The organism is Streptosporangium sp. NPDC006007, from assembly GCF_040614315.1.
Classification (GTDB): Bacteria; Actinomycetota; Actinomycetes; order Streptosporangiales; family Streptosporangiaceae; genus Streptosporangium.
The window spans coordinates 1-25171 of record NZ_JBEXUG010000024.1; the positions used below are offsets into that span (position 1 = coordinate 1).

26 protein-coding genes, 4 tRNA genes, 2 pseudogenes and 1 riboswitch are annotated in these 25171 nt (G+C 70.0%); of the genes and pseudogenes, 15 read left to right on the forward strand and 17 right to left on the reverse strand.

The genetic code is table 11. The features are described from left to right. The 8 genes and pseudogenes from ABZ194_RS19230 to ABZ194_RS19265 all read left to right on the forward strand — a co-directional run. Positions 1-171 (forward strand): annotated as a pseudogene (locus ABZ194_RS19230) (IS30 family transposase); the annotation flags it as partial. 16 nt (positions 172-187) lie between these two features. After that, positions 188-514 carry a TraR/DksA family transcriptional regulator gene (locus tag ABZ194_RS19235; protein WP_355598001.1) on the forward strand — a complete coding sequence of 109 codons (327 nt, stop codon included), beginning with the start codon at positions 188-190 and terminating at the stop codon, positions 512-514. A gap of 61 nt (positions 515-575) precedes the next feature. Continuing rightward, positions 576-812 (forward strand): annotated as a pseudogene (locus ABZ194_RS19240) (replication initiation protein); the annotation flags it as partial. 174 nt (positions 813-986) lie between these two features. Next, positions 987-1505: a flavoprotein gene (locus ABZ194_RS19245; protein WP_229855636.1), complete on the forward strand. Its 519-nt coding sequence runs from the start codon at positions 987-989 to the stop codon at positions 1503-1505. 4 nt (positions 1506-1509) lie between these two features. Further along, positions 1510-2724 carry a helix-turn-helix transcriptional regulator gene (locus tag ABZ194_RS19250; RefSeq protein WP_355598004.1) on the forward strand — a complete coding sequence of 405 codons (1215 nt, stop codon included), beginning with the start codon at positions 1510-1512 and terminating at the stop codon, positions 2722-2724. 360 nt (positions 2725-3084) lie between these two features. Beyond that, positions 3085-3453, forward strand: coding sequence for a hypothetical protein (locus ABZ194_RS19255; protein WP_355598006.1), 369 nt, complete (start codon positions 3085-3087; stop codon positions 3451-3453). A 92-nt stretch (positions 3454-3545) separates the two neighbouring features. Then, positions 3546-3836, forward strand: coding sequence for a hypothetical protein (locus ABZ194_RS19260; RefSeq protein WP_355598007.1), 291 nt, complete (start codon positions 3546-3548; stop codon positions 3834-3836). Positions 3837-3873: 37 nt separating this feature from the next. Next, positions 3874-4155 carry a hypothetical protein gene (locus ABZ194_RS19265; RefSeq protein WP_355598009.1) on the forward strand — a complete coding sequence of 94 codons (282 nt, stop codon included), beginning with the start codon at positions 3874-3876 and terminating at the stop codon, positions 4153-4155. A gap of 233 nt (positions 4156-4388) precedes the next feature. Here the strand turns inward: ABZ194_RS19265 and ABZ194_RS19270 are convergent, their stop codons facing one another. The 5 genes from ABZ194_RS19270 to ABZ194_RS19290 all read right to left on the reverse strand — a co-directional run bounded on the left by ABZ194_RS19270 (position 4389) and on the right by ABZ194_RS19290 (position 10756). Then, positions 4389-6584: a tetratricopeptide repeat-containing protein gene (locus ABZ194_RS19270; RefSeq protein ID WP_355598011.1), complete on the reverse strand. Its 2196-nt coding sequence runs from the start codon at positions 6582-6584 to the stop codon at positions 4389-4391. Beyond that, on the reverse strand, positions 6581-7012 hold the full coding sequence (locus ABZ194_RS19275) for a hypothetical protein (protein WP_355598013.1): 432 nt from the start codon (positions 7010-7012) through the stop codon (positions 6581-6583). The genes ABZ194_RS19270 and ABZ194_RS19275 overlap by 4 nt, the downstream gene beginning before the upstream one ends. Before the next feature lie 573 nt (positions 7013-7585). Next, a complete protein-coding gene (gene lgt, locus ABZ194_RS19280; RefSeq protein ID WP_355598015.1) occupies positions 7586-8482 on the reverse strand; it encodes a prolipoprotein diacylglyceryl transferase in 897 nt (298 codons plus the stop codon). Between the two features lie 471 nt (positions 8483-8953). Continuing rightward, complete coding sequence (locus tag ABZ194_RS19285) at positions 8954-9772, reverse strand: SAM-dependent methyltransferase (protein WP_355598017.1); 819 nt, start codon at positions 9770-9772, stop codon at positions 8954-8956. Between the two features lie 102 nt (positions 9773-9874). Next, positions 9875-10756 (reverse strand): SDR family NAD(P)-dependent oxidoreductase, encoded by an 882-nt coding sequence (locus ABZ194_RS19290; RefSeq protein WP_355598019.1) that lies wholly within the window; start codon positions 10754-10756, stop codon positions 9875-9877. A gap of 281 nt (positions 10757-11037) precedes the next feature. Between ABZ194_RS19290 and ABZ194_RS19295 the strand changes: the two genes are divergently transcribed. Then, complete coding sequence (locus ABZ194_RS19295) at positions 11038-12471, forward strand: glutamate--cysteine ligase (protein WP_355598021.1); 1434 nt, start codon at positions 11038-11040, stop codon at positions 12469-12471. Between the two features lie 143 nt (positions 12472-12614). Continuing rightward, on the forward strand, positions 12615-13667 hold the full coding sequence (locus ABZ194_RS19300) for a hypothetical protein (RefSeq protein ID WP_355598023.1): 1053 nt from the start codon (positions 12615-12617) through the stop codon (positions 13665-13667). A 58-nt stretch (positions 13668-13725) separates the two neighbouring features. Here the strand turns inward: ABZ194_RS19300 and pcp are convergent, their stop codons facing one another. From pcp to ABZ194_RS19335, 7 genes are all read right to left on the reverse strand, one after another. After that, on the reverse strand, positions 13726-14346 hold the full coding sequence (gene pcp / locus ABZ194_RS19305) for a pyroglutamyl-peptidase I (RefSeq protein WP_355598025.1): 621 nt from the start codon (positions 14344-14346) through the stop codon (positions 13726-13728). Beyond that, positions 14343-14720 carry a DUF393 domain-containing protein gene (locus ABZ194_RS19310; RefSeq protein WP_355598027.1) on the reverse strand — a complete coding sequence of 126 codons (378 nt, stop codon included), beginning with the start codon at positions 14718-14720 and terminating at the stop codon, positions 14343-14345. Before ABZ194_RS19310 ends, pcp begins: the two co-directional genes overlap by 4 nt. Before the next feature lie 27 nt (positions 14721-14747). Continuing rightward, a complete protein-coding gene (locus ABZ194_RS19315) occupies positions 14748-15725 on the reverse strand; it encodes a hypothetical protein (RefSeq protein WP_355598029.1) in 978 nt (325 codons plus the stop codon). 781 nt (positions 15726-16506) lie between these two features. Then, positions 16507-16653: a hypothetical protein gene (locus ABZ194_RS19320; RefSeq protein ID WP_355598031.1), complete on the reverse strand. Its 147-nt coding sequence runs from the start codon at positions 16651-16653 to the stop codon at positions 16507-16509. Between the two features lie 6 nt (positions 16654-16659). After that, the gene (locus tag ABZ194_RS19325) at positions 16660-17325 is read right to left on the reverse strand and encodes a hypothetical protein (protein ID WP_355598033.1); all 666 of its coding nucleotides are present in this window, start codon (positions 17323-17325) and stop codon (positions 16660-16662) included. Next, positions 17292-17447 (reverse strand): hypothetical protein, encoded by a 156-nt coding sequence (locus ABZ194_RS19330; protein ID WP_355598035.1) that lies wholly within the window; start codon positions 17445-17447, stop codon positions 17292-17294. The genes ABZ194_RS19325 and ABZ194_RS19330 overlap by 34 nt, the downstream gene beginning before the upstream one ends. A 23-nt stretch (positions 17448-17470) precedes the next feature. Beyond that, positions 17471-17617, reverse strand: coding sequence for a hypothetical protein (locus tag ABZ194_RS19335; protein ID WP_355598037.1), 147 nt, complete (start codon positions 17615-17617; stop codon positions 17471-17473). Positions 17618-17714: 97 nt separating this feature from the next. On the opposite strand from ABZ194_RS19335, the gene ABZ194_RS19340 reads away from it, so the two are divergent. Together ABZ194_RS19340 and ABZ194_RS19345 are read left to right on the forward strand one after the other, a co-directional pair. After that, positions 17715-17957, forward strand: coding sequence for a hypothetical protein (locus tag ABZ194_RS19340; RefSeq protein WP_355598039.1), 243 nt, complete (start codon positions 17715-17717; stop codon positions 17955-17957). 77 nt (positions 17958-18034) lie between these two features. After that, positions 18035-18907, forward strand: coding sequence for an inositol monophosphatase family protein (locus ABZ194_RS19345; RefSeq protein ID WP_355598041.1), 873 nt, complete (start codon positions 18035-18037; stop codon positions 18905-18907). A 179-nt stretch (positions 18908-19086) separates the two neighbouring features. Here the strand turns inward: ABZ194_RS19345 and ABZ194_RS19350 are convergent. From ABZ194_RS19350 to ABZ194_RS19370, 5 genes are all read right to left on the reverse strand, one after another. Beyond that, positions 19087-19161, reverse strand: a tRNA-Val gene (locus tag ABZ194_RS19350). Between the two features lie 14 nt (positions 19162-19175). After that, positions 19176-19247 (reverse strand) — tRNA-Gly (locus tag ABZ194_RS19355). A gap of 77 nt (positions 19248-19324) precedes the next feature. Then, positions 19325-19395: transfer RNA gene (locus tag ABZ194_RS19360), tRNA-Cys, on the reverse strand. A 25-nt stretch (positions 19396-19420) separates the two neighbouring features. Further along, a tRNA-Gly gene (locus tag ABZ194_RS19365) sits at positions 19421-19492 on the reverse strand. A 37-nt stretch (positions 19493-19529) separates the two neighbouring features. Next, entirely contained in the window at positions 19530-21515 is a 1986-nt protein-coding gene (locus ABZ194_RS19370) for an N-acetylmuramoyl-L-alanine amidase (RefSeq protein WP_355598043.1), read from the reverse strand. Between the two features lie 153 nt (positions 21516-21668). Here ABZ194_RS19370 and ABZ194_RS19375 point away from each other — a divergent pair, with 153 nt between their 5' ends. The 3 genes from ABZ194_RS19375 (at position 21669) to ABZ194_RS19385 (ending at position 24902) form a co-directional block, all read left to right on the forward strand. Next, on the forward strand, positions 21669-21944 hold the full coding sequence (locus ABZ194_RS19375) for a hypothetical protein (RefSeq protein ID WP_355598045.1): 276 nt from the start codon (positions 21669-21671) through the stop codon (positions 21942-21944). Between the two features lie 11 nt (positions 21945-21955). Further along, on the forward strand, positions 21956-23776 hold the full coding sequence (gene glmS, locus ABZ194_RS19380; RefSeq protein WP_355598047.1) for a glutamine--fructose-6-phosphate transaminase (isomerizing): 1821 nt from the start codon (positions 21956-21958) through the stop codon (positions 23774-23776). 103 nt (positions 23777-23879) lie between these two features. Then, positions 23880-24902 carry a tripartite tricarboxylate transporter substrate-binding protein gene (locus ABZ194_RS19385; protein ID WP_355598049.1) on the forward strand — a complete coding sequence of 341 codons (1023 nt, stop codon included), beginning with the start codon at positions 23880-23882 and terminating at the stop codon, positions 24900-24902. Positions 24903-24906: 4 nt separating this feature from the next. Next, positions 24907-25106, forward strand: a riboswitch (cobalamin riboswitch). The last annotated feature ends 65 nt before the right edge of the window (positions 25107-25171 follow it).

The following is a 25171-nucleotide window of genomic DNA, read 5'->3' on the forward strand; positions in this document are numbered from 1 at the left end:
TACTTTCCCAAGGGGACCGACTTGAGCAGGCACGCTCGAAGCGACCTCGACGCCATCGCCGCGACCCTCAACGCTCGCCCCCGCAAGAGCCTCGGATGGAGAACTCCGGCCGAAGCTTTCAACGATCATCTAAACTCGGTCCTGAGCAGCAGTGTTGCGACGACTCCTTGAACTCAAGGAGGTAACCGTGAACGAAGTCGCAGTGGTACTGGAACGTAAGCGCGCCGAACTCGAAGGCACGCTGGCGGAACTCTCCGCCTCGCCGGACGAGCAGGGAGGCATCTCCTTCGGCAAGCGGGTGGGCGACTGGACGAGCCTCGCCGTCGAGAGGATGTCCCAGGTCGGCTCACACGATCGCCTGCGCACCATGCTCGCCGACGTGCGCCGGGCCCAGGTCAAGCTGGAGAAGGACACCTACGGCTTGTGCGACCGCTGCGGCGCCGCCATCGCCCCCGGCCGCCTGGAGGCCCTGCCGTGGGCGGTTCTCTGCGTCACCTGCGCGGGCCGACGCTAGCCGCACCTCGCCGGACCCACCCGGTGACACGCCGCCGTCTCCCGCAGGGAAGAGCCGCTACTACTCCATCACCCTGGGCGACCTACGACAGGCACGCGCCGACTACCGGGCTGAGCAAGCCCACTCGATCCTCGGTCTTCCCGCCCTGGACGGAGAGGAGACGATCACACTGTCCCAGTGGCGCTACGCCGGAAACGGCCTGCGGCACGGGGAAGCCCTGTGGGCCGAACTCGCCAGGCAACGCATCACCACCGCCCGCCGGATCGCCCGTGAACGAGAGCAGCCGGAACCTGGCTGACCGAAGAGACGTGTCCCCGGGCGGAGTGGTGCGGCCGGCGGAATGCCGAAGGCACCCGAAGGGCGAGCGAGGCGAGTTCGGCCGGCGGCATCACGGCCGGTTCCATCGCCCCCTTGCCCGACCGCGACGACCGCCCGGCTCTGATTAGGATCACGCGGTATGGAGACGTGCGGAGTGCTGTACGTGGTCGCGTGTGCCGCCCCGGCGGCGGCTGACCTCGCCCGCCTGGTGGTGCTCGCTCAGGCGGAGGGCTGGCAGGTGCACGTGGTCACCACGCCCACGGGCACCCGCTTCGTCGATGCCGACGAGTTGGAGCGGCTGACCGGGGATCGGGTGCGCAGCACGTACCGCATGCCGGGTGAGCCGAAGGGGCTGCCACCGGCCGATGCGGTGGTGGTGGCTCCGGCGACGTTCAACACCATCAACAAGTGGGCCGGTGGGCTGGCGGACACGTTCGCGGTCGGCCTGCTGTGTGAGGTGACGGGGTTCGGCGTTCCCATCGTCGCCGTCCCTCTGCTGAAAGACGCGCTGGCTCGGCATCTCGCCTTCGGCCGGAGCCTGGAGACGCTGCGAGAGATGGGCGTCCGGGTGCTGTTCGATCCCGATGCGCCGTCACATGCCCGCATGCCATCCTGGGAACAGATCATTCAGGAACTGCGCAGCGCTGTCGGGGGACGACACTCACAGGGGTGATGGTGTGGATGCCCGTAAGGACATCGGTCAGCGGATCGCGCGGGCACGCCGTCGCCGTGGCCTGTCACAGGCCGTCCTCGCGGGACTGATCGGTCGTTCGGAGAGCTGGCTGAGCCAGGTCGAGCGCGGGCAACGCAAGGTGGACAGCCACAGTGTGATCAACGCCCTGGGCGAGATCCTCGGCTTGGCCGCCCACGACCTCACCACCGCGAAAACGGACACCACGATGCGCTACCAGGCAGCGTCCGCCATCCGTCACGCCATGATGAGTTACGACGGCCTGTCCTCGCTGATCGACCCACGGCAGGTGGAGGGCTCACCGGAGAGCTTCGTCTGGCTGCGTCACGAGATCCGCCGGGTGAACCGGCTCTACCAGGCGACCCAGTATGACGAGGTGGGCAGACGCCTGCCGGGGCTCATCGTGGCGACCGAACTTGGCAGCCGCCATGCCCCGGCGCACCGGCGCCGGACCTACCAGACACTTCGTTCGCTGACCTACCACTGCGCCACGACCACGCTGCGGCGCGTCGGAGAACCCGACCTCGCCTGGCTGGCCGCTGACCGATCGCTGGCCGCAGCCGAAGAGGCCGAACGGCCGTTGCTGGCCGCCGTGAGCGCCTATCGTCTCGGCTACGTGCTCGTCCGTCTCCGTGAGCCGGACGCGGCGCTTGGGCTCGTGCTCCGCGTGGCGGACGCCCTACACCGCTCCGTCCGCCATGGTGACCCTCGATCGCTGTCGATGCTCGGCGGGCTGTACCTGGTCGCGGTCACGGCCGCCGCTGCCCAGCATGACCAGACGGCCGTAGGCGCTTTTCTCACCCAGGCTCGCCGGGTCGCCGAACGCCTCGGCGGGGATCGCAACGACTTCTGGAGCGCTTTCGGGCTGACCAACGTCACCATTCACGAGGTGTCCGCGGCGGTGGAGTCGGGAGACGCACATCAGGCCATCGCGAAGGCGGAGACGCTCGATGTCGAGGTCATGGCCCCGGGCCTGGTCGGGCGTCGCGCACAGGTCCACCTGGATCTCGCGCGGGCGTACGCCATTCAGCGCAAGGACGCCGCGTCGGTGAACATGCTCCTCCTGGCCGAACAACTCTCCCCCGAACTCGTCCGTTACGGGGGGCGCACCCGTGACCTGCTGACTCAGCTCCTCAAGCGCGAGCATCGGGCCAGCACACCGCAACTCCGGGGCCTGGCCACACGAGCGGGCATCGCCTGATGCGGTGACGCACCGACCCGCACAAAAGTGCGGGTTCTTTACCCTCACTGCGGTACGGGTCCGGCCCTTGGCACGAACCTACGGTTCTTCCTGGCGTGCAGCCGCCGCCCATAGCAGGCCACCGCGAGGAGGGAAGTCCGGGTCATGCCAGTACCACGCGCGTACGGCGCGAAACGTCGCACCCCGTCATCCCCGATCGTGCGGAAGCCGGGCCAGGCGCATTGTCCGCGAGGTTGGCGAGGGCAGTAACGGCGGACCTGCCGGAACGACGCCATCGTCCGGCAGGTCCTTGACCGCACTCTGGAGGTGCGATCCGTGGATCACTTTAAAGCCATCCGTCCCCGTCTTGGAGAGGGGGAGGTGGAGCGTCAGGATCAGGCGTTGGCGGTGGTGCAGCGGCTCTTGCGGGAGCGGGGGATCCGTTCCCGGTGTCATCACACCATCAGCCTGGGCCTGTCGGCCGTTCGTGAAGGTGGGGCAGCATGCACCGATGGGGCCCCCTCGGTAATCGCGTCGGCGTCCGGGCCGTCGTTCTGGCTGGAGCGGTTCCCGCCGGAGCTGGCGGTGACCGGTCCGCAGGGGTGGCCTGAGGCCATCGTGACCATCGGGGGGCGTTCCGGTGCCTACCTGCTGTCCCTGCGTAACGGGCCGGGTCTTCAGAAGGTCGGGCGGGCGGAGCCGGAGAAGGTGGCGGGCCTGATCGCCGGGGCGCTTGGGGTGGCGCGGTGAGGGGAGAGCGGGAGCGGGCGGGCACGGCTCCGTATCCGCCGTCCCGGGCCTCTGGTCCGGCGGTGCCGGGGTCGTCGTATGACTGTCCGGCGGTGCGGGCGGCTGAGCGGCTGCGGGTGGCTCTGATCCGGCGCGGGATCGACTGCGATGTTCATGGCGGGTACGGGCTGGCGCTGGTGTCGGTCTGGACGGGCCTGATCGTGTGGTGCAACGGCGATCGGTACTGGTGGTGTGCGGGCTGGCTCGCCCAGGAGCGGCGCCCGGCGTATGCCTCGGCTCGTTGTGGAGATCCGGATCAGGCGGCGGTGCGGGTGGCCCGCCGGTACGCCCGGCTGCGTGCGGTGCATCCTCCGGCGCCGAAGTTGAGCGCAGGGCCGGTGTGAGCGGGGCGGAGGGGACCGGGTTCGGCTCGCGAGGGGGTTGCGCGCCGGGTGGGGGCTGCTGCTGGCCTACGAGCGGAACGTTCCGTTCCGGCTGGCTCCGGCGCGGGCGCAGGACTGGGAGGCGGCTCCGGAGGGGCCGGGGTGGGTGTGGGGGCGGGTGGGTGACCACCTGCCGCTCACCGGCGGAACCGAGCGGCCCGGCGGCCAGGTGACGGTCTTCTGCGAGCTGCCTGGCGGGGCCTCGCTGATCACCTCTGTGGGCGTTGAGGTGCCGGTGGTGCTCCGGCCGGAGTCCCCGCGGCCACGGCGCACTCCCTGAAGGCGGGTGCGGCGGCGCGGTCTTCCCTGGTTTCCCGCGTCGCCGCACCGTCCGGCCCCGGTCCCTTGCGCTTTTACAGAAGGGGCCGGGGTCTCTTTGATCGTGGCCGGGTCCGCGGCTTCAGTGATCGATCGTGCAGGGAGGAATTGAGAAACACCGTGCTCACTGCTCACAAGGGGCGCGGCCGTCGTGGCGGTGCTGAGGTGGGCGATCGTCGCGGCCCCAGGTTTTCGTCAGCCCTGACTGAATCCATTCTTCGCATTTTTCCCGCACTTTCGGAGCACATTCTCTAGTTGCCTCCGGGTGGCCAATGTGTGTGGGTGGTCGGCGCCCAGCACCTGCTCGTAGAGCGCCAGTACCTCGCGGTAGCCCTGCTCGGCCTCGGCATATCGCCCCAACTCCCCGGCCATCCGCGTCACCTCGTACCGGGTGGCCAATGTGTGTGGGTGGTGGGTGCCCAGCACCTGTTCGTAGAGGGTCAGTATCTCGCGGTAGCGTTGTTCGGCTTCGGCGTACCGCCCTTGACCTCCGATTGCCTGCGCGATCGAGTACCGGGTGGACAACGTGTCCGGGTGGTGGGTGCCCAGTACCCGCTCCCGGATTGTCAGTATCTCGCGGTAGTCCTGCTCGGCCTCGGCGCACCGCCCTTGGAGTCCGGCTATCCGTGCGATCGAGTACCGGGTGGACAACGTGTCCGGGTGGTCGGGGCCCAGCACCTGTTCGTAGAGGGTCAGTATCTCGCGGTAGTCCTGCTCGGCCTCGGTGAACCGCCCCTGACCTCCGACCGTCCGTGCGATCGAGTACCGGGTGGACAACGTGTGTGGGTGGTCGGCGCCCAGCACCTGCTCGTAGAGCGCCAATACCTGGCGGTAGCCCTGCTCGGCCTGGGCGTACCGCCCCTGGGCGGCCGCGGATCGCATTGCCAGGTAGGCGACGTGCGCGCTGGAGGTGAGGACATCCACGGGAGTGCGAGCATCGGTGCCGGTCACTTGAAAAAGGTGTACGGCATGGGGGGTGAGGGCCTGCCAGAGCGGCCAGGCCGGGGGATCTTCGGGCGGGCCGGTCTGCTCGCTGTCGGCCGCCGTCTCAAGCAGCCGGGTGGCCAGGGTGGGAAAGCCGGAACCGGCGGGGCCGGGGTCATGGTTGGACAGATCCCGCAGGCCGGTGTCACGCACCAGCGGATGCAGGGTCGCCACAGCAGGGCGCGCGTGGCGATCGAGGTCGACCAGCCCGAAACGGGCCAGATCGGTCAAGGTCTCCCACAGTTCGCCTCCGGTGATGCCCGCCAGCAGAGGTGAGGTGCTCAGTTCGCTGGGGGAAAGGAGGAGTTCGTAGGGAATGGGGGAGTCGGCCAGGTTCGCCAGTAGCCGCAGCAGCGGGCGGGCGTGGCGGCGTCCGGCCCGGGTCAGCTGGTCAAGGCTGTGCTCCCACGGCCATTCGATGATCGTGCGGGCGTCGTCCTGGGTCAGATGATCCGCTGTGATCCCCCACAGGTGGGGGCGGTGGGTGAGGAGCGCCTGGCGGTAGCCGGCGAACGAGCGCGGCGGCGGAACATCGCCCTCGCCTCCGGCCAGGAAGGCCTCCGGCACTGTGCGGACGGCGGCCAGGTAGGCGCCCACCAGCCGCAGCCCCAGCGGCAGGCACCCCAGCAGGCGGGCCAGCTCCGCCGCGTCCCGCAAGGTGCCCGCCTCGGCTCCGGCGTGGTCGCGCAAGACCTGCGCCGCGTCCTGGACCGTCAGCTGGGGGATGGAGTGCAGACGGGCAGATGGCCCCCAGCGGCGGGGGCGGCCGTCGCGGCCGGTGATCACTGTCAGGCCGGGCGTCCCGGTGACCGGCCTGACCCAGCCCGTCCCCTCGGCGACGGTGTGCTCACCGATGTCGAGCACGCCGGGCTCGTCTGCGTTGTCGACCACCAGCAGCCACGGCCGGTCCCGCCCGGCCAGGTGGGACCAGAGCAGGTCGGGTCCGTTCCCGACGGTGATGGCTTCGACGGACACCCCGACGCGGTGGGCCAGGGCGTGCATGCCCACGGTCAGCCGGGAGGTGTCGTTGGCGCTCATCCACCACACCTCGACGCCCCTTGCCTTCGCCCCGCAGGCGGCCTCAAGCGCCACGCTGCTTTTGCCGCACCCGCCCAGACCGTGCAGAACGTGCACCGACCCGTGCGCGCCCGGATCGGCCAAGGCCTCTTCCAGAACGGCCAGCACCTCGTCGCGGCCGCGCAGCGGAAACCGGACGTTCCGTCGTCCGACAGGAAGCTCCAGGGAAACCGGGATCGCGGCCGAGGCCCACCGGTCGTAGAAGTGGTTGTGCTGCACACCACTGCCCTGGACAGCCATCTGCGAACGGTCGTGGGCACGGGCGTACATCGCCGGGTTCGCCTCCGGCTTCGCGGGCGGGTCCGGCTTGGGCGATGGGACGGCGGTCACCGCGGGAAGCCGAAGGTGTTGGTCTGCACCCCTTGACCCTGCACCGCCTGCTGAGCGTGGCCGGACGCCTGGGCGTTGACCTGAACCGCGCCGGAGGCCACCGCGGGCACCCGCCGGGCGATGAAGTCCAGCACCGCCCGCAACTGTGTCTCCCGCTCCGGTTCCTCCTCCAGCAGGTCGGCGAACCGGGTCCGCCACGCCGCCTCCTGCCCGGCTTTGACCTGCTCTACCTGATCGGCGGCGGCCGAGGTCAGCTCCTGGCGGCCGCGCTCCAGCCGGGCCTCCTGCCGGGCCTGCCGCTCGGAGTCCCCCCGTCCCAGCAGCCTGCCGAAGCGTGTCTTCACCTCGATCCACGCATCGGTGGTCATCGCCGCCACCAGCCCCGTACCGGCGGCCCCCGCCAGTGCCGTCAACGCCTCGCTCAGCATCCGTCCCTTGCCCTTCCGCTACCCCTGCCCCCGGCATCGCCGACTGTTACCTCTCGATTACCTCACTGGCCGTCGAAGCGGGTTGGTTTCCAGCAAAACAGCATCGGAACTTAAGTCTGCCGCGCGGCTCGTCCGGTGAGAGAAAACGTCTGGACCGCAGGGGCCGTCACGGCATACAAACATCCCCATAAGGCTTGTGACGCCTCGTGGTTGTGCTCCGCATCGTTGGCAGTCGGCGCGTGGGTGGCGTGGCCGCGACCGGCCTGAGAGCCGCAGGTGGATCGCCTTACAACCCCGTATGAAGGACCTCGCCGAATCGGCCCTTGGGCTGCGGCCTCAAGTCTTCGGCGGGCGGGTGAAATGGTGTGCCCCGGAGTGAATCGGCAGTTTAACGGGGCTTGGTCGCCGTGATGGCTGGCGGGGGATCAGGCGGCCTGGGAGAACAGGCCACGTGAAGTGAATCGCTTTTTGTCGTTATACCGGCTATCTGTAATCTTCTTTTCTGTGTGAAAAGTACCTGAAGTACGCACTTGCCGCAACGGCATTCGGGAGTCTTACGGCATGCTGGTCGCGTCAGGTGCTCTCGATCGGATCTGGGGCCTGCCCGCCGTTCTCCTCGTGCGAGGCGTTGTTGTGTGAGACCGGAACCACGACCTGTTCGGTGTCCTTGCCGCGAGTCACCCAGAGATGGACCAGCGCGCCGATGAACAGCACGATCGAGGTCCACTGGTTGATCCGCAGTCCCAGGAACGTCACCGCGTGGTCCACTCCGCCCACCGGGTCGATCCGCAGCCCCTCGATCCAGAACCGCCCGAACGTGTAGCCGGCGACGTAGAGGGCGAACAGGCGGCCGTGGCGCAGCGTGAACCGCCTGCCGGCCAGGATCAGCCCGAAACCGAGCGCCGCGTCCCACAGCGACTCGTACAGGAACGTCGGATGGTAAAGCACGCCTGGCACGCCGCCGTGCGCTCGGTCGATCTCTAGGCCCCACGGCAACGTGGTCGGACCGCCGTACAGCTCCTGGTTGAACCAGTTGCCCCAGCGGGCGATCGCCTGCCCGAACGCGATGCTGGGCGCGACCGTGTCGGCCACGGCGCCCAGGGGCTGCCCCCGGCGGCGGCAGGCCAGCCAGACACCCACGCCCCCCAGGGCGACCGCGCCCCAGATGCTGAGCCCGCCTTCCCAGACGAACAGCGCCTGGTACGGCTCCTTGATCGCGCGTGGGCCGAAGTAGGTCTGCCAGTCGGTGATGACGTGGTAGAGGCGGGCGCCGATCAGGCCGAAGATCACAGCGGGGGCCGCGATGTCGCTGATCGTGCCCTTCTCACCGCCGCGGGCCCGCCAGCGGCGCTCACTCAGCCAGATGCCGAAGCCGATCGCGAGGATGAAGCACAGTGCGTAGGCCCGGATCGGGATGAATCCGAGATACCAGACCCCTTGGGAAGGGCTGGGAATCGAGGCAAGGGGCATGCCGGTGAGGCTAGTCAAGGCGAGGCCACTTGGCCGCCTTCGTGACCTGATCGCAAATCTTCTACGGCGTGACGAGGCGTGGACGAACCGGCGCGGCGTTCGACGGCGGCCTTGACACGGTCCTCGGCTCTGCTGGGCTTGACCCTGCGGTGAAGGTCCTCGCCAAGTTGTCCATCGAGGAGCGGATGTGCTTGCGGCACAGGCCGCGGTCGTTGCCCCCTCGCCCATGGGCAGGCAGACCTTGGTGGCCGGCACGTAGTCGTCCCGGTTGGGGAAGATCCGGGAGAGCAGGCGGCAGTATGGTCGGCGGTTCCGGTGTTGAGGCCGGTGTCCGGCCCGGACGTCCGTGGCCGACCGGCCGGTTGCGCGTCCCCGGCCGGACGGCCACCCGGTGGGCCACCGTGGCCGACCGGCGGCCCGGTGCTCCCTCAAGAGGGAGCGACCGGTTGGCCCCGGGGGCCAGGCTCGCCGTCAGGGCTTCCGGCCGACGCCGCAGAACTCGTCCACCTCGCGGCAGAAACCGAGGTCGGCGGGGTCGGGCCGCCAGTACGGGCAGGAGACCACGCCCGGTTCCAGGAGCTCCAGGCCGTCGAAGAAGCGAGTGATCTGCTCGGGCTTGCGCAGGGTGTACGGGACCGATCCACTGGCGTTCCAGATGGCGATGGCCTCGTCGAACTCCTTGCCGTGGACGACGTTGGTGCCGTCGGCGATCGCCAGGTAGCTGCCCGAGGGGAGCGCGTCCACCAGCTGCCCCACGATCGACCGCGCCTCGTCGAAGTCGGGGATGTGGCCCAGGATGTTCAGCAGCATCAGCCCCACGGGACGGCTGAGGTCCAGGGTGGTCCGGCCGGCCGCCTCCAGGATCCTCGCGGGGTCGCGCAGGTCGGCGTCGATGTACTCGGTGACGCCCTCGGGACTGCTGATGAGCAGGGCGCGGGCGTGCGCCAGCACCACGGGGTCGTTGTCGACGTAGGCGATCCGCGATTCCGGGGCCACCCGCTGGGCGACCTCGTGGGTGTTGTCCACGGTGGGGAGCCCGGTGCCGATGTCCAGGAACTGGCGGATCCCGGCCTCGCCGGCCAGGTGTTCCACCGCGCGTGAGAGGAATCCTCGTGAGCTGCGGGCGATCTCCACGATGTCCGGGAAGACCCCCTGGAACTGATCGCCGACCTCGCGGTCCACCTGATAGTGGTCCTTCCCGCCCAGCCAGTAGTTCCAGATCCGGGGAGAGTGGGACACCGTGATGTCGATCTTGTGTGACTCGACCGGGGGCAACGAGTTGTCCGTCACGGCTGCTCTCCTTGGCGGGAAGTACGTGTTGGATCACTACAACCTAGGCGGCCATACCCGGTCAATAGGTGTAGATCCTGAACCTTGATCATAATCCGTGATTTATGCTCCATTCGCCACTTTCTGCCCACAGGATGACATCCCTCGCCATCCGCTGGGCCGTACCGGGCCGACATCCTTCACCGTCCGGTGGGCCGTCCGCCGGGCCGTGAGTGTCGGCCGCGCACGGGGGACGCCGCGGGCGCGCATTCCGCGGGCAACTTTTCGATCATCATGACCGAGACCCGGGGTCCGGCTACCAGGGGAGCGGTCCTCCTCCGAGCTGAAGGTGCCGGTCGGCCCTCCGGCGTCGAGGGTCGCCATCCGTACGGCCACCGCCGCGCCCCGGGCCGCCGTGCGGGTCCCGGTGTGGCCGGTCAGGTCGGTGGCGCAGTGGCCGGGGTCGACGGCGTCGACCAGGATCCCGGACCCGTCCAGCTCGTTGGCGTAGAGCACGGTGATCGCGTTGAGCGCGCTCTTGGCGGAGTTGTAGGCCGGCATCGCCCACTCGGCGTTGACGCCGTCCCCGGCCGAGGTGAGGGCGAGCGAGGCCAGCCGGGTCGTCATGTTGACGACCCTGGCCTGGCCGGAGGCCCGCAGCAGCGGGAGCATCGCGTGGGTGACCGCGACGACCCCGAACACGCCGACCTCGTAGGTGGCCCGCATGTGCTCGGCCGTCACCTCCGCCGGGGGCGTCCCCAGGTCACCGCAGATCGCGGCGTTGTTGACCAGGACGTCGAGCCGCCCGAACCCCTCCCCGACGACCTTGGCCGCGTTCGCGACCGCCGCCTCGCCGGTGACGTCGAGCAGCAGCGGGCGGGTGCCCTCGGGGGCGTGGCTCTCGTCGCGGACCCCGGCCAGCACGGTCATTCCGTGTTCGGCGAGCTGCCGGGCGATCTCCCGGCCGATGCCCCGCCCCGCTCCGGTGACCGGTGCGATCCTCATCGGCCGTTCTCTTTTCGCTGGGATCGCACAGTCTGGGAGCCGCCGCTTGGAAGTGGCCTGTGAGCCGGTTGTGACGCCGGTGACCGGGCACGGGGCATGGGTGGGGCACGGTGGTCTCCAGCCCTCGCCGGGCCTGGTCGCACGGGAGGCAGGGGGGGCTCCGGGGGCGCCGGGACCGCGGCCGGGTACGCGTTGGCGCCGTCTTTTACGGGGCGGACCGATTAGAACCGCCTGCTCGGGACAGGGGAGGGGCACGAGGGACCGACTGATCGGATGGTGCAATGGGCCAGCAAGTCGACAAGGACCGGTTCTCCGAGGCGGAGTTCGCCCGCTTCGGGGAGCGGCTGGCGGGCCAGCTCGTCACGCTCCGGGAACTGCTCGCACGGCCGGGCTTCGGCGCGGGGCCCGCGACCATCGGGGCCGAGCTGGAGCTGTTTCTGATAACCCCCGAGGGGCGCCCACTCCCGCGTAACCACGAGGTGCGCGCCGCGGCCGACGACGACCGGCTGGTGCCGGAGCTCGGCCGCTACAACCTGGAGATCAACCTGACCCCGCTGCCGCTCGCCGGGCGGCCTTTCACCGCACTGCTGCGGGAGCTGCGCGAGGCGATGGCCATGGTGGACGCGGCGGCGGCCACCCAGGGCGGGCAGTCGGTGGCGATCGGCATCCTGCCCTCCCTGAGCGAGTTCGACTTCACCCATGAGGCGCTCAGCGACGAGAGCCGCTACCGGGCCCTGAGCCGGGGCATGCGGCGGCTGCGCTCCGAGCCGTTCCGGGTGAGCATCGAGGGGGTCGAGCAGTTGGAGCTGGAGGTCGAGGGGGTCATCCTGGAGAGTGCCAACACCTCGTGGCAGGTGCATCTCCGTACGGCTCCCGCCACCTTCGCCGGTGTCTACAACGCCGCCCAGCTGGCCACCGGCCCGGTGCTGGCGGTGAGCGGCAATTCGCCGGGCTTCCTGGGACGGCGGCTGTGGGAGGAGACCAGGATCGCGCTGTTCGAGGAGGCGGCCGACGACCGGGATGTGGAGCGGCGTGACCGCAGGGTCCGGCGGGTGGCCTTCGGCTCCGGCTGGGTGCGCGGGGCCGAGGAGATGTTCGAGGCGTGTGTCCGCGACTACGAGCCGGTCATGCCGATGACCTCCGAGGAGGATCCGGAGGCGGGGGGAGCCCCTCGGCTGGCCGAGCTCCGGCTGCACCAGGGCACGGTGTGGCAGTGGAACCGGCCGGTCTACGACCCGGCCGACGGCGGTCACCTGCGGGTGGAGATGCGCTCGCTGCCCGCCGGGCCGACCGCCGCCGACATGGCGGCCAACAGCGCGTTCCTGCTCGGGCTCACCGCGGCCCTGGCGGTCGAACCGGTGGAGGAGTTCCCCTTCGCCGCCGCCTACCGCAACTTCTACCGTGCCGCGATTCACGGACTGGACGCGCCGATGGCCTGGCCGGGCATGCCGGAGGAGGTTCCCGCCGCGCGGCTCGCCCTCGACCTGCTGCCCGTGGCCGCGGCCGGGCTCGAACGGGTGGGGGTGGATCCGGGCGAGGCCGCGTGGGCGCTGGACATCATCCGGGAGCGTGTCCGGCTCCGCCGTACGGGGGCGATCTGGCAGCGGGAGGCCCTGGGCGAGCTCGCCGGCGACCCGGCGGAGCGGGCCCGCATGGTGGCCCGCTACCGGGAACTGGCGCTGACCGGCGATCCGGTGCACACCTGGCCGCGCTGATGGCGCGGCCGGGCTCCGGGAACGACGGTCACCGGGAACCATGTTGACCAAAGGTCACAGAAGGGATCTGAGTCCCGGCATACTCAAAAACTCCACATCTTGCTCCGTCAGTCCGGGCGGTGACCGGAGAAGGAGACTCCCCCATGAGCGCGATGGCACCCGCCGAGGTGGAACCGTTCGAGCTGAGGCGGAACGACGGCGACCTCGTGGCTGGTGCCCAGGCCCTGGGGAAACGGCTCAGGCAGACGCCCCTCGACACCGTGCTGGCCACGGCGAATCGGGTGGCGGTCAGAAAGGGGGGCACCGGGGCCGGGGCCGGGGCCTTCGGGACGATGAGACCCCGCCCGGTGGACTGGTACTGCTTCGACGCCGACGACAACGCCGTCACCGACTGGTATCCCCAGGGGCTGACCTGCGCCTCCGACGCGGGGATCGGCGGGGGCGCGTTCGTGGTGAGCTGGTATCACCGGCCGCGGACGGGGATCGAGCGCGGGGTGCGCCTGTCCTTCCTCAACACGGCGACGCTCCGCTACCGCCATGTCCTGCTGGTGGTGGCCGACCCGGGCGGAGACGTCTCCCCGGTCGACATCCACGCGGGTGGCGTCGCCTGGTACGGCGACCTGCTGTACGTCGCGGACACCCGGCTGGGGCTGCGGGTGTTCGACACCCGGCACATCCTGGAGGTGAACGGGGAGGACAGGACCGCGATCGGCAGGAGGGGCCGGGTGTACAACGCCTTCGGCTACCGCTACGTCATGCCGCAGACCGGGGCCTGGACCTCGACCGGCGGGACCGCGCGTTTCTCCTTCGCCGCCGTCGACCGGAGCACCGACCCCGGCACGCTCGTCTCCGGCGAGTATGTGGAGGCCTCCGGGCCGTCCGGCAGGGTGGCCCGCTGGGCGCTGAACCCCGACGGCTCCCTGAGCGCCGGCGCCGACGGTGTCGCCGGCGCCCTGGACGTCCACCACCTGCCCGAGGCCAGGATCCAGGGCGCGCTCTCCCACGGCGGCGTCTGGTACCTCAGCCAGGGGGCGGGGGCGGCCAGGAACGGCACCCTGGTCGTGGTCGGCGACGCGGTGAGCAGGCGGCCCTACCCGGTCGGCCCCGAGGACCTCACCTGCGTCCGCGACAGGGGCATGGTCTGGAGCGTCACCGAGTTCGTCGGCCGCCGCACCGTGTACGGCGTGCCGCTGTAGTACCCGGCCCCGGAAGCGGCCGTGGCCGGCGTCGGCGTCGGCGTCGGCGTTCTCACCGTCAGTGCAGGGAGCCGCCGACCAGGCGCAGGTCGCCCCGTACCGAGACGGCGGCGGTCACGATCGCGGTCAGCGCCCCGGCCACCATCGTGACCGGCATGGAGGGCTCGCCCCGGCCCAGGACCTGCTCGGGGGCGAACGGCACGTGCACGAAACCGCCGCGCACTCCGGGCGACTCGGTGGCGATCAGATGCATGAGGCCGTAGAAGAGGTGGTTGCAGACGAACGTCCCCGCGCTGTGCGACACGTTCGCCGGAACCCCGGCCGTACGGGCCGCGGCCACGCAGGCCTTCACCGGCAGGGTGGCGAAGTAGGCGGCGGGGCCGCCGCGCACCACCGGCTCGTCGATCGGCTGCCGCCCCGCGTTGTCGGGGATGCGGGCGTCGTCGAGGTTGACGGCCACCCGCTCGACGGTGACGTCCGGCCGCCCCCCGGCCTGCCCGACGCAGACGATCACCGCGGGGTCGTGCTCCAGCACCGCCGCGCGCAGCCGCTCCAGCGACTGGCCGAACACGCACGGCAGCTGTACGGCCCGCACCCCGGGCACCAGCCTGACCGCCTCCCACGACGGGTTGACCGCGGCGCCGTCGAACGGCTCGAACCCGGTGAGCAGGACGCTCATCGCCGGTCCGCGGGCAGCGAGCAGGCGGGGGTGCCGCCGGGGAGGCGGTGACGGTTCGCCGAGACGAGCCGGTAGACCCAGTGGGCCACCCACCTGAGCGGCGGCGTCCGCAGCAGCAGGCCCGGCAGGCTCCACGGCGGACCGGCGGCGATGAGCAGCCTGGCGACCGCCTGCGCCCCGCCGTACACCCGGCCGTGGTCGATCCAGAGGACCTCGCGGTCCGCCCGCTCCCGCGTGGCGCCGAGCGCGGCCAGGTCCGCGAGCTGCCAGGGGGTGAAGCGGGCCCGCACGCCGATCCGCCGCTCGGCGAACCGGGCGCTCGCGGTGCAGAAGCCGCAGTCGCCGTCGTACACCAGCACTGGTTGTCCCGTCATGTACCAGACACTACCCAGGCGTTTTGATCAAGAATGTGGCGACGGGGGTGGCGGGGAGTGGTGTCCGGCCGAGTTCTGGAAAGGCCCGTCCGGGTGGCCGGAGAGGAGGGGGGAGGGCCCGGGGCGGAAGGGCCCGTCCAGGTGCTGGAACGCCTCGTGCGCCGAGCGGACGCTGTCGCGCAGCGCACGCCGCAGGTGGACGGCGTCCTCGCTGAGGTGACCGATCTCGGGGGTGAGGAAACGGGCGGCGCCCGTCTCGGCGACGAGCTGCTCGTACTCCGGCAGGTGCGCCTTGAGGGCCTCGATCTGGCTCTGGGAGGTGAGGGCGCGGTCGGCCTGGGTCACGTGGCTCGCGTAACGTTCCAGGGCCTCCACCCGGGCCACGACGGCGGCCTCGCTGGCGACGAGCGCCCGCTCCAGCGGCGCCATCGCGGCGGCCACCTCCGGAGTTCTGCCGCCGCGGGCCAGATGGCCGTGCCTGGCCCGCAGCGCCGACAGTTTGGTCAGCAGGCGGGCGATCTCCCACTCCTCGGCCGGCAGCATCACCGCGTTGCGCACGCTGTCGAGCATCCCCACCGCGTTGACCCGGGAACGCAGGACGTGGTCGATCGCCCGCTGGGCCCGGCCGAGCAGGTCCCTGGCGCCGTAGTCGAAGTCCTCCATGATCAGGTACCGCCCCGCGTACTGCCGGGAGATCCGGTACAGGACGCGCTCCGCCGAGTCGGCGGGGCGGGGTCTCCTGGCGAGGTACACGCAGGAGAGGACGACGAGATAGACGCTGAGCAGGACGAGGAGGGGCGTCAGGAAGGCGCCGGTCAGGGCCGAGGCCCCCACGCCCAGCAGCGCCGTGCCGCCGAAGGCGGCCAGGAGCGCGGCCGGAATCCGCGAGGTGCCGTCCGGCTCCGGATTCCAGCCCGCGCGGAGGCGGAGGAGCAGGGGCCCGTTCCGGCGCAGCAGACCGGCCACATCCGCCGGTATCTCCGGATCGACCACCACGCGGTGCACAGGCTCGCCTCCTCCGCCGTGCTCGGAAAAGCATGGCAATTAATTGGTTTTACGGTATGCGTCCCTCCATGGTGCCTCCTTGGCGGCGAGTGTCGCGGGTAAAGTCGGCGTCCGTCACATTTCATGCCCGGGGCACGGTCCGCCCGGCGGCACTCGGGCCCTCCCCGGGCGGCCCGTACGGCGCCCCGGCGACCCGCGGCTCCCCGAGCCCGCCGCCGCCGCGGGCCGGGACGCACGACGTCGCGGGGAGCGGGACAGACCGGCGTGATCGCCTTGATGTACTCGCATGACACCGGCTCCTCGCCGGCATGGCGGAGACAGGGGACTTCTCTCCGGGGATATGGCACACACGACCCGCAGGGGTCGCGGGGAAGGGGGAGGAGCCGGGTCGGCGGGCCGGCCGTCTGACTCCCGCGTGCCGACACCGCCGGAAAGACCCACATCGGACGCCGCCTCGTCCAGGCACACAACGACACCGGCCTTCTCTGTGGGAAGGGGGCCAGTGAGGTGATCTTTGACCGGAGCAGGTCCACCGCCGTGATCCCGGCGGGTCGTGGCGCGGATGGAACCGCTCTGGTGGACCTTCTTAAAACTTACTGACGAGGAAATCTGGGTGTCACGAGTTGTCCGTGGCGCTTGTCCGCGCTGTTTGCCCAGGTGACAGCCTGGGAGTATGAGGTATTCGGACAGAAGCGGAGGCCTGTCCGGTGTGGAGCCCCCGATAGGGCTCGGTCAACGGGTGTGGACCGTCCAGGGAAGGGCTTGCCCTATCGGGGGAGTCTCAGGAGTCGCGCCAGGAGTCTCGGTGCCACGGCCGCCCCCCGTTGCGCCGGTCCCTCACGAAGGAGTCGGCAATGGCGGCCACGATGGCAGGCAGGATGGTCACGGTGATGGCGTCGGCGGCTTTCCCGCACGCTTCGATGATCATGTGCCCTCAGTCCTGATTCACCGGATACGGCACGGGCTGGAGGTCGTGGACCTGGACGATCAGCTGTGTGGCCAGCGCCCGATGCAACAGATGGAACTCGTCCAGGCCGAGGGCGGCCTGATGACGGGTCTCCATCACCCGGCCGTCGTCGTCCTGGCCGTAGATGTCAGCCAGGACTCCGATGGGGGAGCAGTCGCCGACCGTGTAGACGGCAGGGCTTTCCATGGGCAGATACGGGCAGGCGCTCAGGGCCTCGCTGACGCACCCCTTGCACGTGGCCGGTCCGACCGTAGGCCACGTCTCGGCATGGTCACCGGGCAGCGGGGAGGCCATGACCCACCAGACGCGCCCGGTCTCGGGGTCCACGGCTGACCCGCCGCACACCCGGCACAGTCGCTTGAGCATGCAGCGGCGCTGACGCAGCGTATGGATCTTGGACCACAGGATCGTTCCAGCTCGCGCGGTGCCGCAGCGAGCCCACAGCACCCCGAACATCCACTCCTGCGAAAGCGCGTCCGGGTAGGTCAGCCGGGGCACCCCGGCCGCCATCTCGAAGGTGACCGGCAGGTCCACGCTCTCCTCGGCGTACGGCGTCACGTAGGGCTTGCGAAGGGCGACGCCGGCCGCCGCGGGGCCGGTCATCTTGCCCTCCAGGCCGGTGTGAGCGTCCACGTCACCCGCGCGGCCAGGCACTCCAGCTCAAGCGCGCGAAACGTCGGGGCGGTCACACTGGGGACGCTCGCGGAAGCGCCCCTGCGGTGTGCCTCGAAGGTGCCGTCCGGGAGTTCGGTCACGTCGGACTCCGGTATCTCCCGCCTCACCCGGCGTCCTTCGGGAGCGTGGCGAGGATCAGGTCCACCACCGCGTGCGGCTGGTCTCCATTCACCTGCTGGCAGCCGACCTCGACCGTGGGAAGAGAGACCAGGAAGCCGCCGGCGCGTTCACCTACCATCACGGTGGCCACCTCCCAGCCTCCACGGCTGAAGGCGACCAGCTCGACCCGATCGGTTCGGGGGAAGAGATTCGTCTCCTTGCCGTACAGGCGAAGCCTTACCCGGTGAATGATTGATGTTTTGATGCCCTGGGCCTTGAGGAGTTGCTCAAGAGAGATTCGCAGACGCTATCCAGGTGCGGAAATCTACTTCGCCGTCTTCGGTGCCATGACGAAGTGGCGGGATCTTGAAGTGGCCGGCTTCGACGATCTGACCGGCGCAGGCATCATGCGGGCCGCAGACTTCAAAGCGGTGTTCATCGCCGCGACGATGAGCCCTCCCGGAATTGAGCCACCTCTAGAACTACGCTGACAGAACGAAGGTACGTCGTGATGTCCCAGCTCCCTCTACCAGGTATCGCACAGAGCCTCACTGAACTGGTCGCTACGGTGATCAGCGAGATTCGTCCGCGCCTCGTCGAGGCCGCACTTTCGGGTAATCGCTCAGAAAGCCGCAATTACCGGCACGCCGACAACTTTCTATCGGAACACGATCTGTGGATGCACAACCGCTATCGGGAGCTGTTGACCGAGGTCATTCCGTCGTACGTCTACGCCTCAGAGGAGGCGGATCCTCAGATCATCGGAGATGATCCGGACCCGGACCTGTGTGTTCTGGTCGATCCGCTCGACACGAGCGAGCTAGCGGTCCGCGCTCTGTACGGCTACACCCATGTCCTGGTCTACTCGCGTAGCCTCGCGCGCCCGATCGCGGCGGTTGTCGGCGACATTTTCCACCATCTTCAGATCTACCTCGCCGTCCGTGACAATGCCGGGCAAGACCAAGCCTTCGTCTTCACGGAAGATAAGACTCCTCATGTGTTGCGGCTGAACCGGTTCGCGTCGCTGCCAGAGTCGTTGATCACGAATTACTTCATGAAGCCGGCCGAACGTTTCCAGCCGCTCGCCCGGCAGGCTCGCCTGATGGAGGAGTTGAGCCAACCGTCTCAGGACGGTGCCCGCCGGGGTCGGCTCGGCGTGGACTTCGGGTCCATCGGTCTGTGCCATGTCGCCGCAGGCTTCAGTGACGCGATGATCGAGTTCGCGAAGGGCTTCGCCGTCTGGGACCTCGCGCCAGGGCACTACATCCTCAGCGCCGCCGGAGGGGTGGTTCTCGATCTCCAGGGCCGTCCTCTCCCCCTGGATTACCGGTTCGGTACCGTGACCGACATCAGGAGGGCCATGGGGCGGCGCCGGAAATTCGTCGCCGCTTCCAGCGTGCCCCTCGCTCAGGGCATCCTTGACGCGATGCGGAAGGTATGAGGCGGGTAAGCGACTTCGGCGGGCTGGTATCGCTCGTAGGTCAGCACAACGTCAGCACCGGTGCCGGCAAGTACGGGGATCAACCGGGAACAACAAGAAGCCCCGGACTCCCGGCGTGGGCCGCGAGCTGGGGCTTTGTCTCATGTTTGACCAGGTCGGACCTGACCCGCCATGGAGCGTGGTGGACGATACAGGGATTGAACCTGTGACCTCTTCCGTGTCAGGGAAGCGCTCTCCCGCTGAGCTAATCGTCCTCGGGTGACATCAGAGCGGAAGACGGGATTCGAACCCGCGACCCTCACCTTGGCAAGGTGATGCTCTACCACTGAGCCACTTCCGCGTGTCCGCCCCGGGTTTCCCCTCGGCGGCACTGGCGCTACTTTACCGGATCGTCGGGACTCCGCTGTCCGCGCATTGAGGTGGAGACGGGATTTGAACCCGTGTACACGGCTTTGCAGGCCGTTGCCTCGCCTCTCGGCCACTCCACCAGCCAGGCCCCGGAGGACCTGCCGGAGCGGAAGACGGGATTCGAACCCGCGACCCTCACCTTGGCAAGGTGATGCTCTACCACTGAGCCACTTCCGCGCGCCCCCGGGCGGATCGCCCGGGGCACGTGAAAACTCTAGCGCTTTCGGCGGGTGTATGTGTGCAACCGGGCTGCTCGCCGCTGAACCTCGGCGGGGGTCACCCGGACGTCGGCGGCCCGCACGAACATCACCCGGTGGCCGAACTGGATCTGGCGGTAGCGCGCGTCGCCCCTGATGACCCGGCGTCTGACCGGGCCGGAGGCCGAGCTCCGCAGGTAGCTGCCCTGCCTCGTCATGCCGAGGCTGTAGGACTGCCCGGCGGGGAAGGTGTACTGGAGCGGGGTGAGGGGCTGCCGGGGGACGCCCCTGGGGTAGGCCGACGGCTCGGGGTAGGCCCGGCCGTACACCTTGACGGAGGCCAGCCCGGGGCGGGGGGTCACCAGGTGGCCGTCGGCGGGTACGGACGTGCGGGCGTCCGCCGGGTCGTGGAACCACGCCTTCTGCCCGAGGTACCAGATCGCGGTCCAGTCGCCTCTGCGGTCGGCGAGCGCGTAGCGCTGGCCGGTGGAGGCGCGGGCCGCGTGGTCGTAGACGCTGTAGGTGGAGCCCTCGTGAGGGTGCTTGCCGATGTCCTTGACCAGCGGGGCGGAGGGGGAGGGGCGGCTGTGCAGCCAGACCGAGGCGGCGCCCCTGGGGCGGCACTCGCCGGACTTGGCGCAGCCGGTGAAGCGGGGCTGGTTGACGGCGTAGTCGGGCCTGATCAGCACCAGGCGCGCGTCCGGGTCGGACGAGCCGGTCAGCGGGCGGCCGAGCAGTTCGAAGTAGTGGCTCCAGTCCCAGTAGGGGCCGGGGTCCTGGTGCATGCCGCGCACACTGGCCGGGATGGTGCCCGGCACGTTGTCATGGCCCAGGATGTGCGCCCGGTTCAGCGGAATGTCGTACTTGCCGGCGAGGTGGCGGACCAGTCTGGCGGAGGAGCGGTACATCGCCTCGGTGAACCACGCACCCTTGGCCAGGTAGCCCTCGTGCTCCAGGCCGATGGAGCGGGCGTTGAAGTACCAGTTGCCCGCGTGCCAGCCGACGTCGTCGCCCCGCAGGTGCTGGGCGATGTGCCCGTCGCTGGAACGCAGCGTGAAGTGCCAGCTCAGGTAGGCGGGGTTCTTGACCAGCCGGGTCATGACGTCGTAGCCGGTCTCCCCGTCGTGGATGACGATGTAGTCGATCTGACGGTGTCCGCGATATTTGCTGTGGTTGCCGTATCCGCCGTTCTTGAGGCGCTGGTAGGCGGCCGGGATCCACTCGCAGGAGACGGTGGCCGGGCAGTCGGGCGCGGCGGTTCCGGGGGCGCGGCGCGGCCCGGCCGGGCCGGAGGGGCGCGGCGGGGCCAGATTCGGGGTCGCGGGCAGGACCACCCGCTCGCCGTCGTCGGTCACCCGTGCGGCACCGGCGCGGATCGTCGCGTAGACCTCGCCCGCGAAGAACTCGGCCGCCCCGGTGTCCGGCGAGCCGGAGTAGCGGGCCACCGCGTCGTACCAGAGTGCCGGGTCGGCGCTCGGCTCCCGGCCGGCGCGCCGCTGATAGTCGGCGAGCAGCGCGGCGCCCCCCTGGATGTTGGCCACCGGATCCCCGCGCAGCGCGGCCGGGTCGGTCGCGGTCAGCTCCGCGGCCCGGCGCAGGGTGTTCTCGGGCGGGACCGGGGCGATGGCCGGGACGTCGATCGGGTGCGGCCGGGTCTCGTCGCCGCGCGGGTCTCCGCTCGTGTGCCGGTGTGAACCGGGCCGGATCCGGACGTCGACCAGGTGCATCGGGCCGTAGCCGCCGGAGACGCTGGGCCGGCCGCCGTTGGCGTCCCACCGGGACTCCAGGTACGAGACGGCGAGCAGCACGCTCTCCGGCACGCCGTACGCCCGGGCCGCCAGCTCGAAGGCCGCCTGACGGCCGGATCCCGTCGCCGGAGAGGTGCCGGCGGCCGTTTCTCGGACGGTCTCGCCGGCCGTCGTCCCCGAGGGCGCGGCCTCCCGGGCGGCGGGGATCAACACGGCGAGGGCGGCAACTATCGAGATCCCCGGCAGACGACGCATACGTGGTTCCTCTCCACCAGATGGCTACCCAGAGTCATGAGAGATTACCGATTGTTTCGTCATCGGGGGGAGAGGAGGGAAGGGTAATAATTTTTGCCTGAAATCGGGCAGAAAACTTGGTGAATCCCGTTCGGGTGCGTATGGTCCTCCTCTGTGTCCACGGCATGGCATCCCCACGACGACCTGATCGCCCATCTGACCCGGACCAGTGTGCTCGGCTCCGGCGAGGCGGCGCGGGTCGTGGCGGACGTGCTGGCCTACTTCTCCGAGCCCACCGGGGCGTTCGTCCGGCGTCGGCACGCCGAGCTGAAGGCCAGGGGGCTGGTCAACGACGAGATCTTCCCCAGGATCGCCGTCGAGTTGCAGGCCCGCCGTGTCGCGGCACCGGAACTCTCCCTGCGCCAACTGCGCCGGATCGTCTATGGGTAAGGAGCGGCCAGATGTGCGGAATCGTGGCCTATGTAGGGTCGAAGGACGCGGCGCCGATTCTGTTGGAGGGGTTGCAGCGTCTTGAGTACCGGGGCTACGACTCGGCCGGCGTGGTGGTCTCCAACAAGGGCCTGAAGATGCGCAAGGTCAAGGGCAGGGTGGCGGACCTGGCGGCGGTCGTGCCCGCGCGGTTCAAGGGAACCCTGGGCATCGGGCACACCCGCTGGGCCACCCACGGCGCGCCCAGCGACGTCAACGCCCACCCGCACCTGTCCGCCGACGAGCGGATCGCGGTCGTGCACAACGGCATCATCGAGAACGCCGACGAACTGCGCGCCAAGCTGGAGGCCGACGGCGCGGTCTTCCTGTCCGAGACCGACACCGAGGTGCTGTCCCACCTGATCGCCCGCACCGTCGAGGAGACCGACTCGCTCCAGGAGGCGGTCCGGAGCGCGCTCAAGCGCGTCGTCGGCACCTACGGCATCGCGGTGATCGACGCCCGGCGCCCCGGCGAGGTGGTCGTGGCGCGCAACGGCAGCCCGATCGTGCTGGGCATCGGGGAGAGGGAGATGTTCGCCGCCTCCGACGTGTCCGCGCTGGTCCGCTACACCCGCCAGGTGGTCCACCTGGAGGACGGCGAGCTCGCGGTGCTGAGGGCCGACGGGTTCCACACCTTCGCCAGCGACGCGCGGGAGACTGCCAAGGAACCGCTGACCGTCGACTGGGACGCCGGGCACTACGACACCGGCGGCTACGAGCACTACCTGCTCAAGGAGATCTCCGAGCAGCCCGACACCGTGGCCAGGACGCTGCGCGGACGCCTGGACGACCGTTTCCACATCGCCCACCTGGGCGGCCTCAACATGGACGCGCGGGAGACCAGGTCGTTCCGCCGGGTGAAGATCATCGGTTGTGGCTCCGCCTACTACTCGGGACAGATCGGCGCCCAGCTCATCGAGGAGCTGGCGCGGATCCCGGCCGACGCCGAGCCCGCCAGCGAGTTCCGCTACCGCAGCCCGGTCGTGGAGGCCGACACCCTGTACGTGGCGATCAGCCAGTCGGGGGAGACCTACGACACCCTCGCCGCCGTCCAGGAGCTCAAGCGCAAGGGCGGCCGGGTGCTGGGCATCGTCAACACCGTCGGCAGCGCGATCGCCAGGGAGTGCGACGGCGGCCTCTACCTGCACGCGGGGCCCGAGGTCTCGGTGGCGAGCACCAAGGCGTTCACCTCGACCGCGGTGGCCTTCGCGCTGCTGGCCCTCCATTTGGGCCGGGTGCGCGACCTGTCGCCGGCGAACGGCCGCCGCATCTGCGAGGGGCTGCGCGCCCTCCCCGGGCAGATCGAGGAGATCCTCGCGCTGGAGCCGCGGATCGCGGAGCTGGCGCGTAAGTACGCCGACTCGCCGAGCATGATGTTCGTGGGCCGGGTCCGGGGGTATCCGGTGGCCAGGGAGGGCGCGCAGAAGCTCAAGGAGATCTCCTACGTGCACGCCGAGGCCTATCCGGCCAGTGAGCTCAAGCACGGGCCGCTGGCGCTGATCGGCCCGGAGATGCCGACCGTGGCGATCGTCCCGGACGACGAGCTGCTGGACAAGAACCTCACCACGCTGGGCGAGATCCGCGCGCGCGGTGGGCGGGTGCTCATGGTCGGGCACCGTACGGCCGACCCGAGGCTTGCCGACGACTGCGTCGTGGTGCCCAGGAACGAGACCGAGCTGGACCCGATCCTGCTGTCGATCCCGCTCCAGCTCTTCGCCTACCACGCCGCCGTGGCGCTGGGCCGCGATGTGGACAAGCCTCGCAACCTGGCCAAGAGCGTCACCGTGGAGTGATGCCCGCCGTCCGCCGACGGTGACCCCCGACATGTGACAGATGGTGACATGCCTGTAACGTGAAGTGTTGAGGTGTCTGGGGGATCTCGGCGGAAGGACGCTTATGTACCGTAGGCGGTTCCTTGCGCTCGCGCTGGGGGTCATGGCCGCCGGCGGTTGCGGCAGGGCGGGCGACTCCGGCGCGGCGTCGGCGGGCCGGCTCACCATCGTCGCGCCCGCGGGGCGAGGGCAGGGCTGGGACCGGACCGCCCGCGCGCTGGCCGCGGTCCTGCGCGGGGAGGGACTGGCGCGGGCGGTCGAGGTGAGCAACTACCCGGGCAACGTGGGGGTGGCCGCGCTGAGCGCGTTCACCGCCGCCCGGGGCGCGTTCGCGCGCGAGGGCAGGCTGCTCCTCACCGGCATGCCGATGGTGGCCGGGGCGGAGATCGCCAACGCCGACTCCGTGACGGAGGCCACCACCCCGCTGGCCCGGCTGGTCGGCGACTGGGCCGCCCTGGTCGTCCCGGCGCACTCCCTGCTGCGCAGCTTCGAGGACTTCGCCGCGGTGCTCCGCCGCAACCCGGCCGAGATGATGGTGGGCGGACGGCTGGAGGGGGGCTCCGACCACGTGCTCTACGGCATGATCGGCAGGTGCCTGGGGGTGGACGTCCGGCTGCTCGACTACGCGGGATACTCCGGCGGAGCCGAGGCCGCCGAGGCGCTCTACGAGGGCCGGGTGGCCGCGATCCTGGGGTCGGCGCGCTCCTTCATGCCGGACATCGCCGCGGGCCGCGTGCGGCCGCTGGTGGTCTCCTCCGCCGAGCGGATCGAGGGGATCGACGCGCCGACGCTGATGGAACGCGAGGTCCGGCTGGAGTACACAGACTGGTGCGGGCTGCTCGGCCCGCGCGGCATGAGCGCCGGGGACCGGGAGGAGGCCCTCGCCCTGTGCGACCGGATCGACGCCTCACCCCGCTGGCAGGCCGTCTGCGCGGCCAACGGCTGGAACCGGGTCTACCTGAGCGGCGACGATTTTCGTCAGTGGCTCGTCACCGAGACCCGCCGTACCCGGGGAGTGCTCAACGAGCTTGGATTAATGAGGTCTATCGCCACAAGTTGTTGGGGTAGTTGCGCCGGGCGGCACTAGATGTAGGATCCTGGTCGTTGCTGGTTCGCCCATCGGGGCGAGGTAAGAGGGAACCCGGTGAAAGTCCGGGACTGCCCCGCAGCGGTGAGCGGGAACGACCGCCGTCATGAAGCACTGGGTGAGGTCTGCCTGGGAAGCGACGGCCAGTAGGCATGCGCCAGGCGCCCGCGAGTCCGAAAACCTGCCGGTGACGTGATTGGTCCAGGGCCTCGCGGGAGGGCCCGCGGAGCGAGGCGGTCCGGTGTGCCCGGAACCGTCTGTGACGCGTG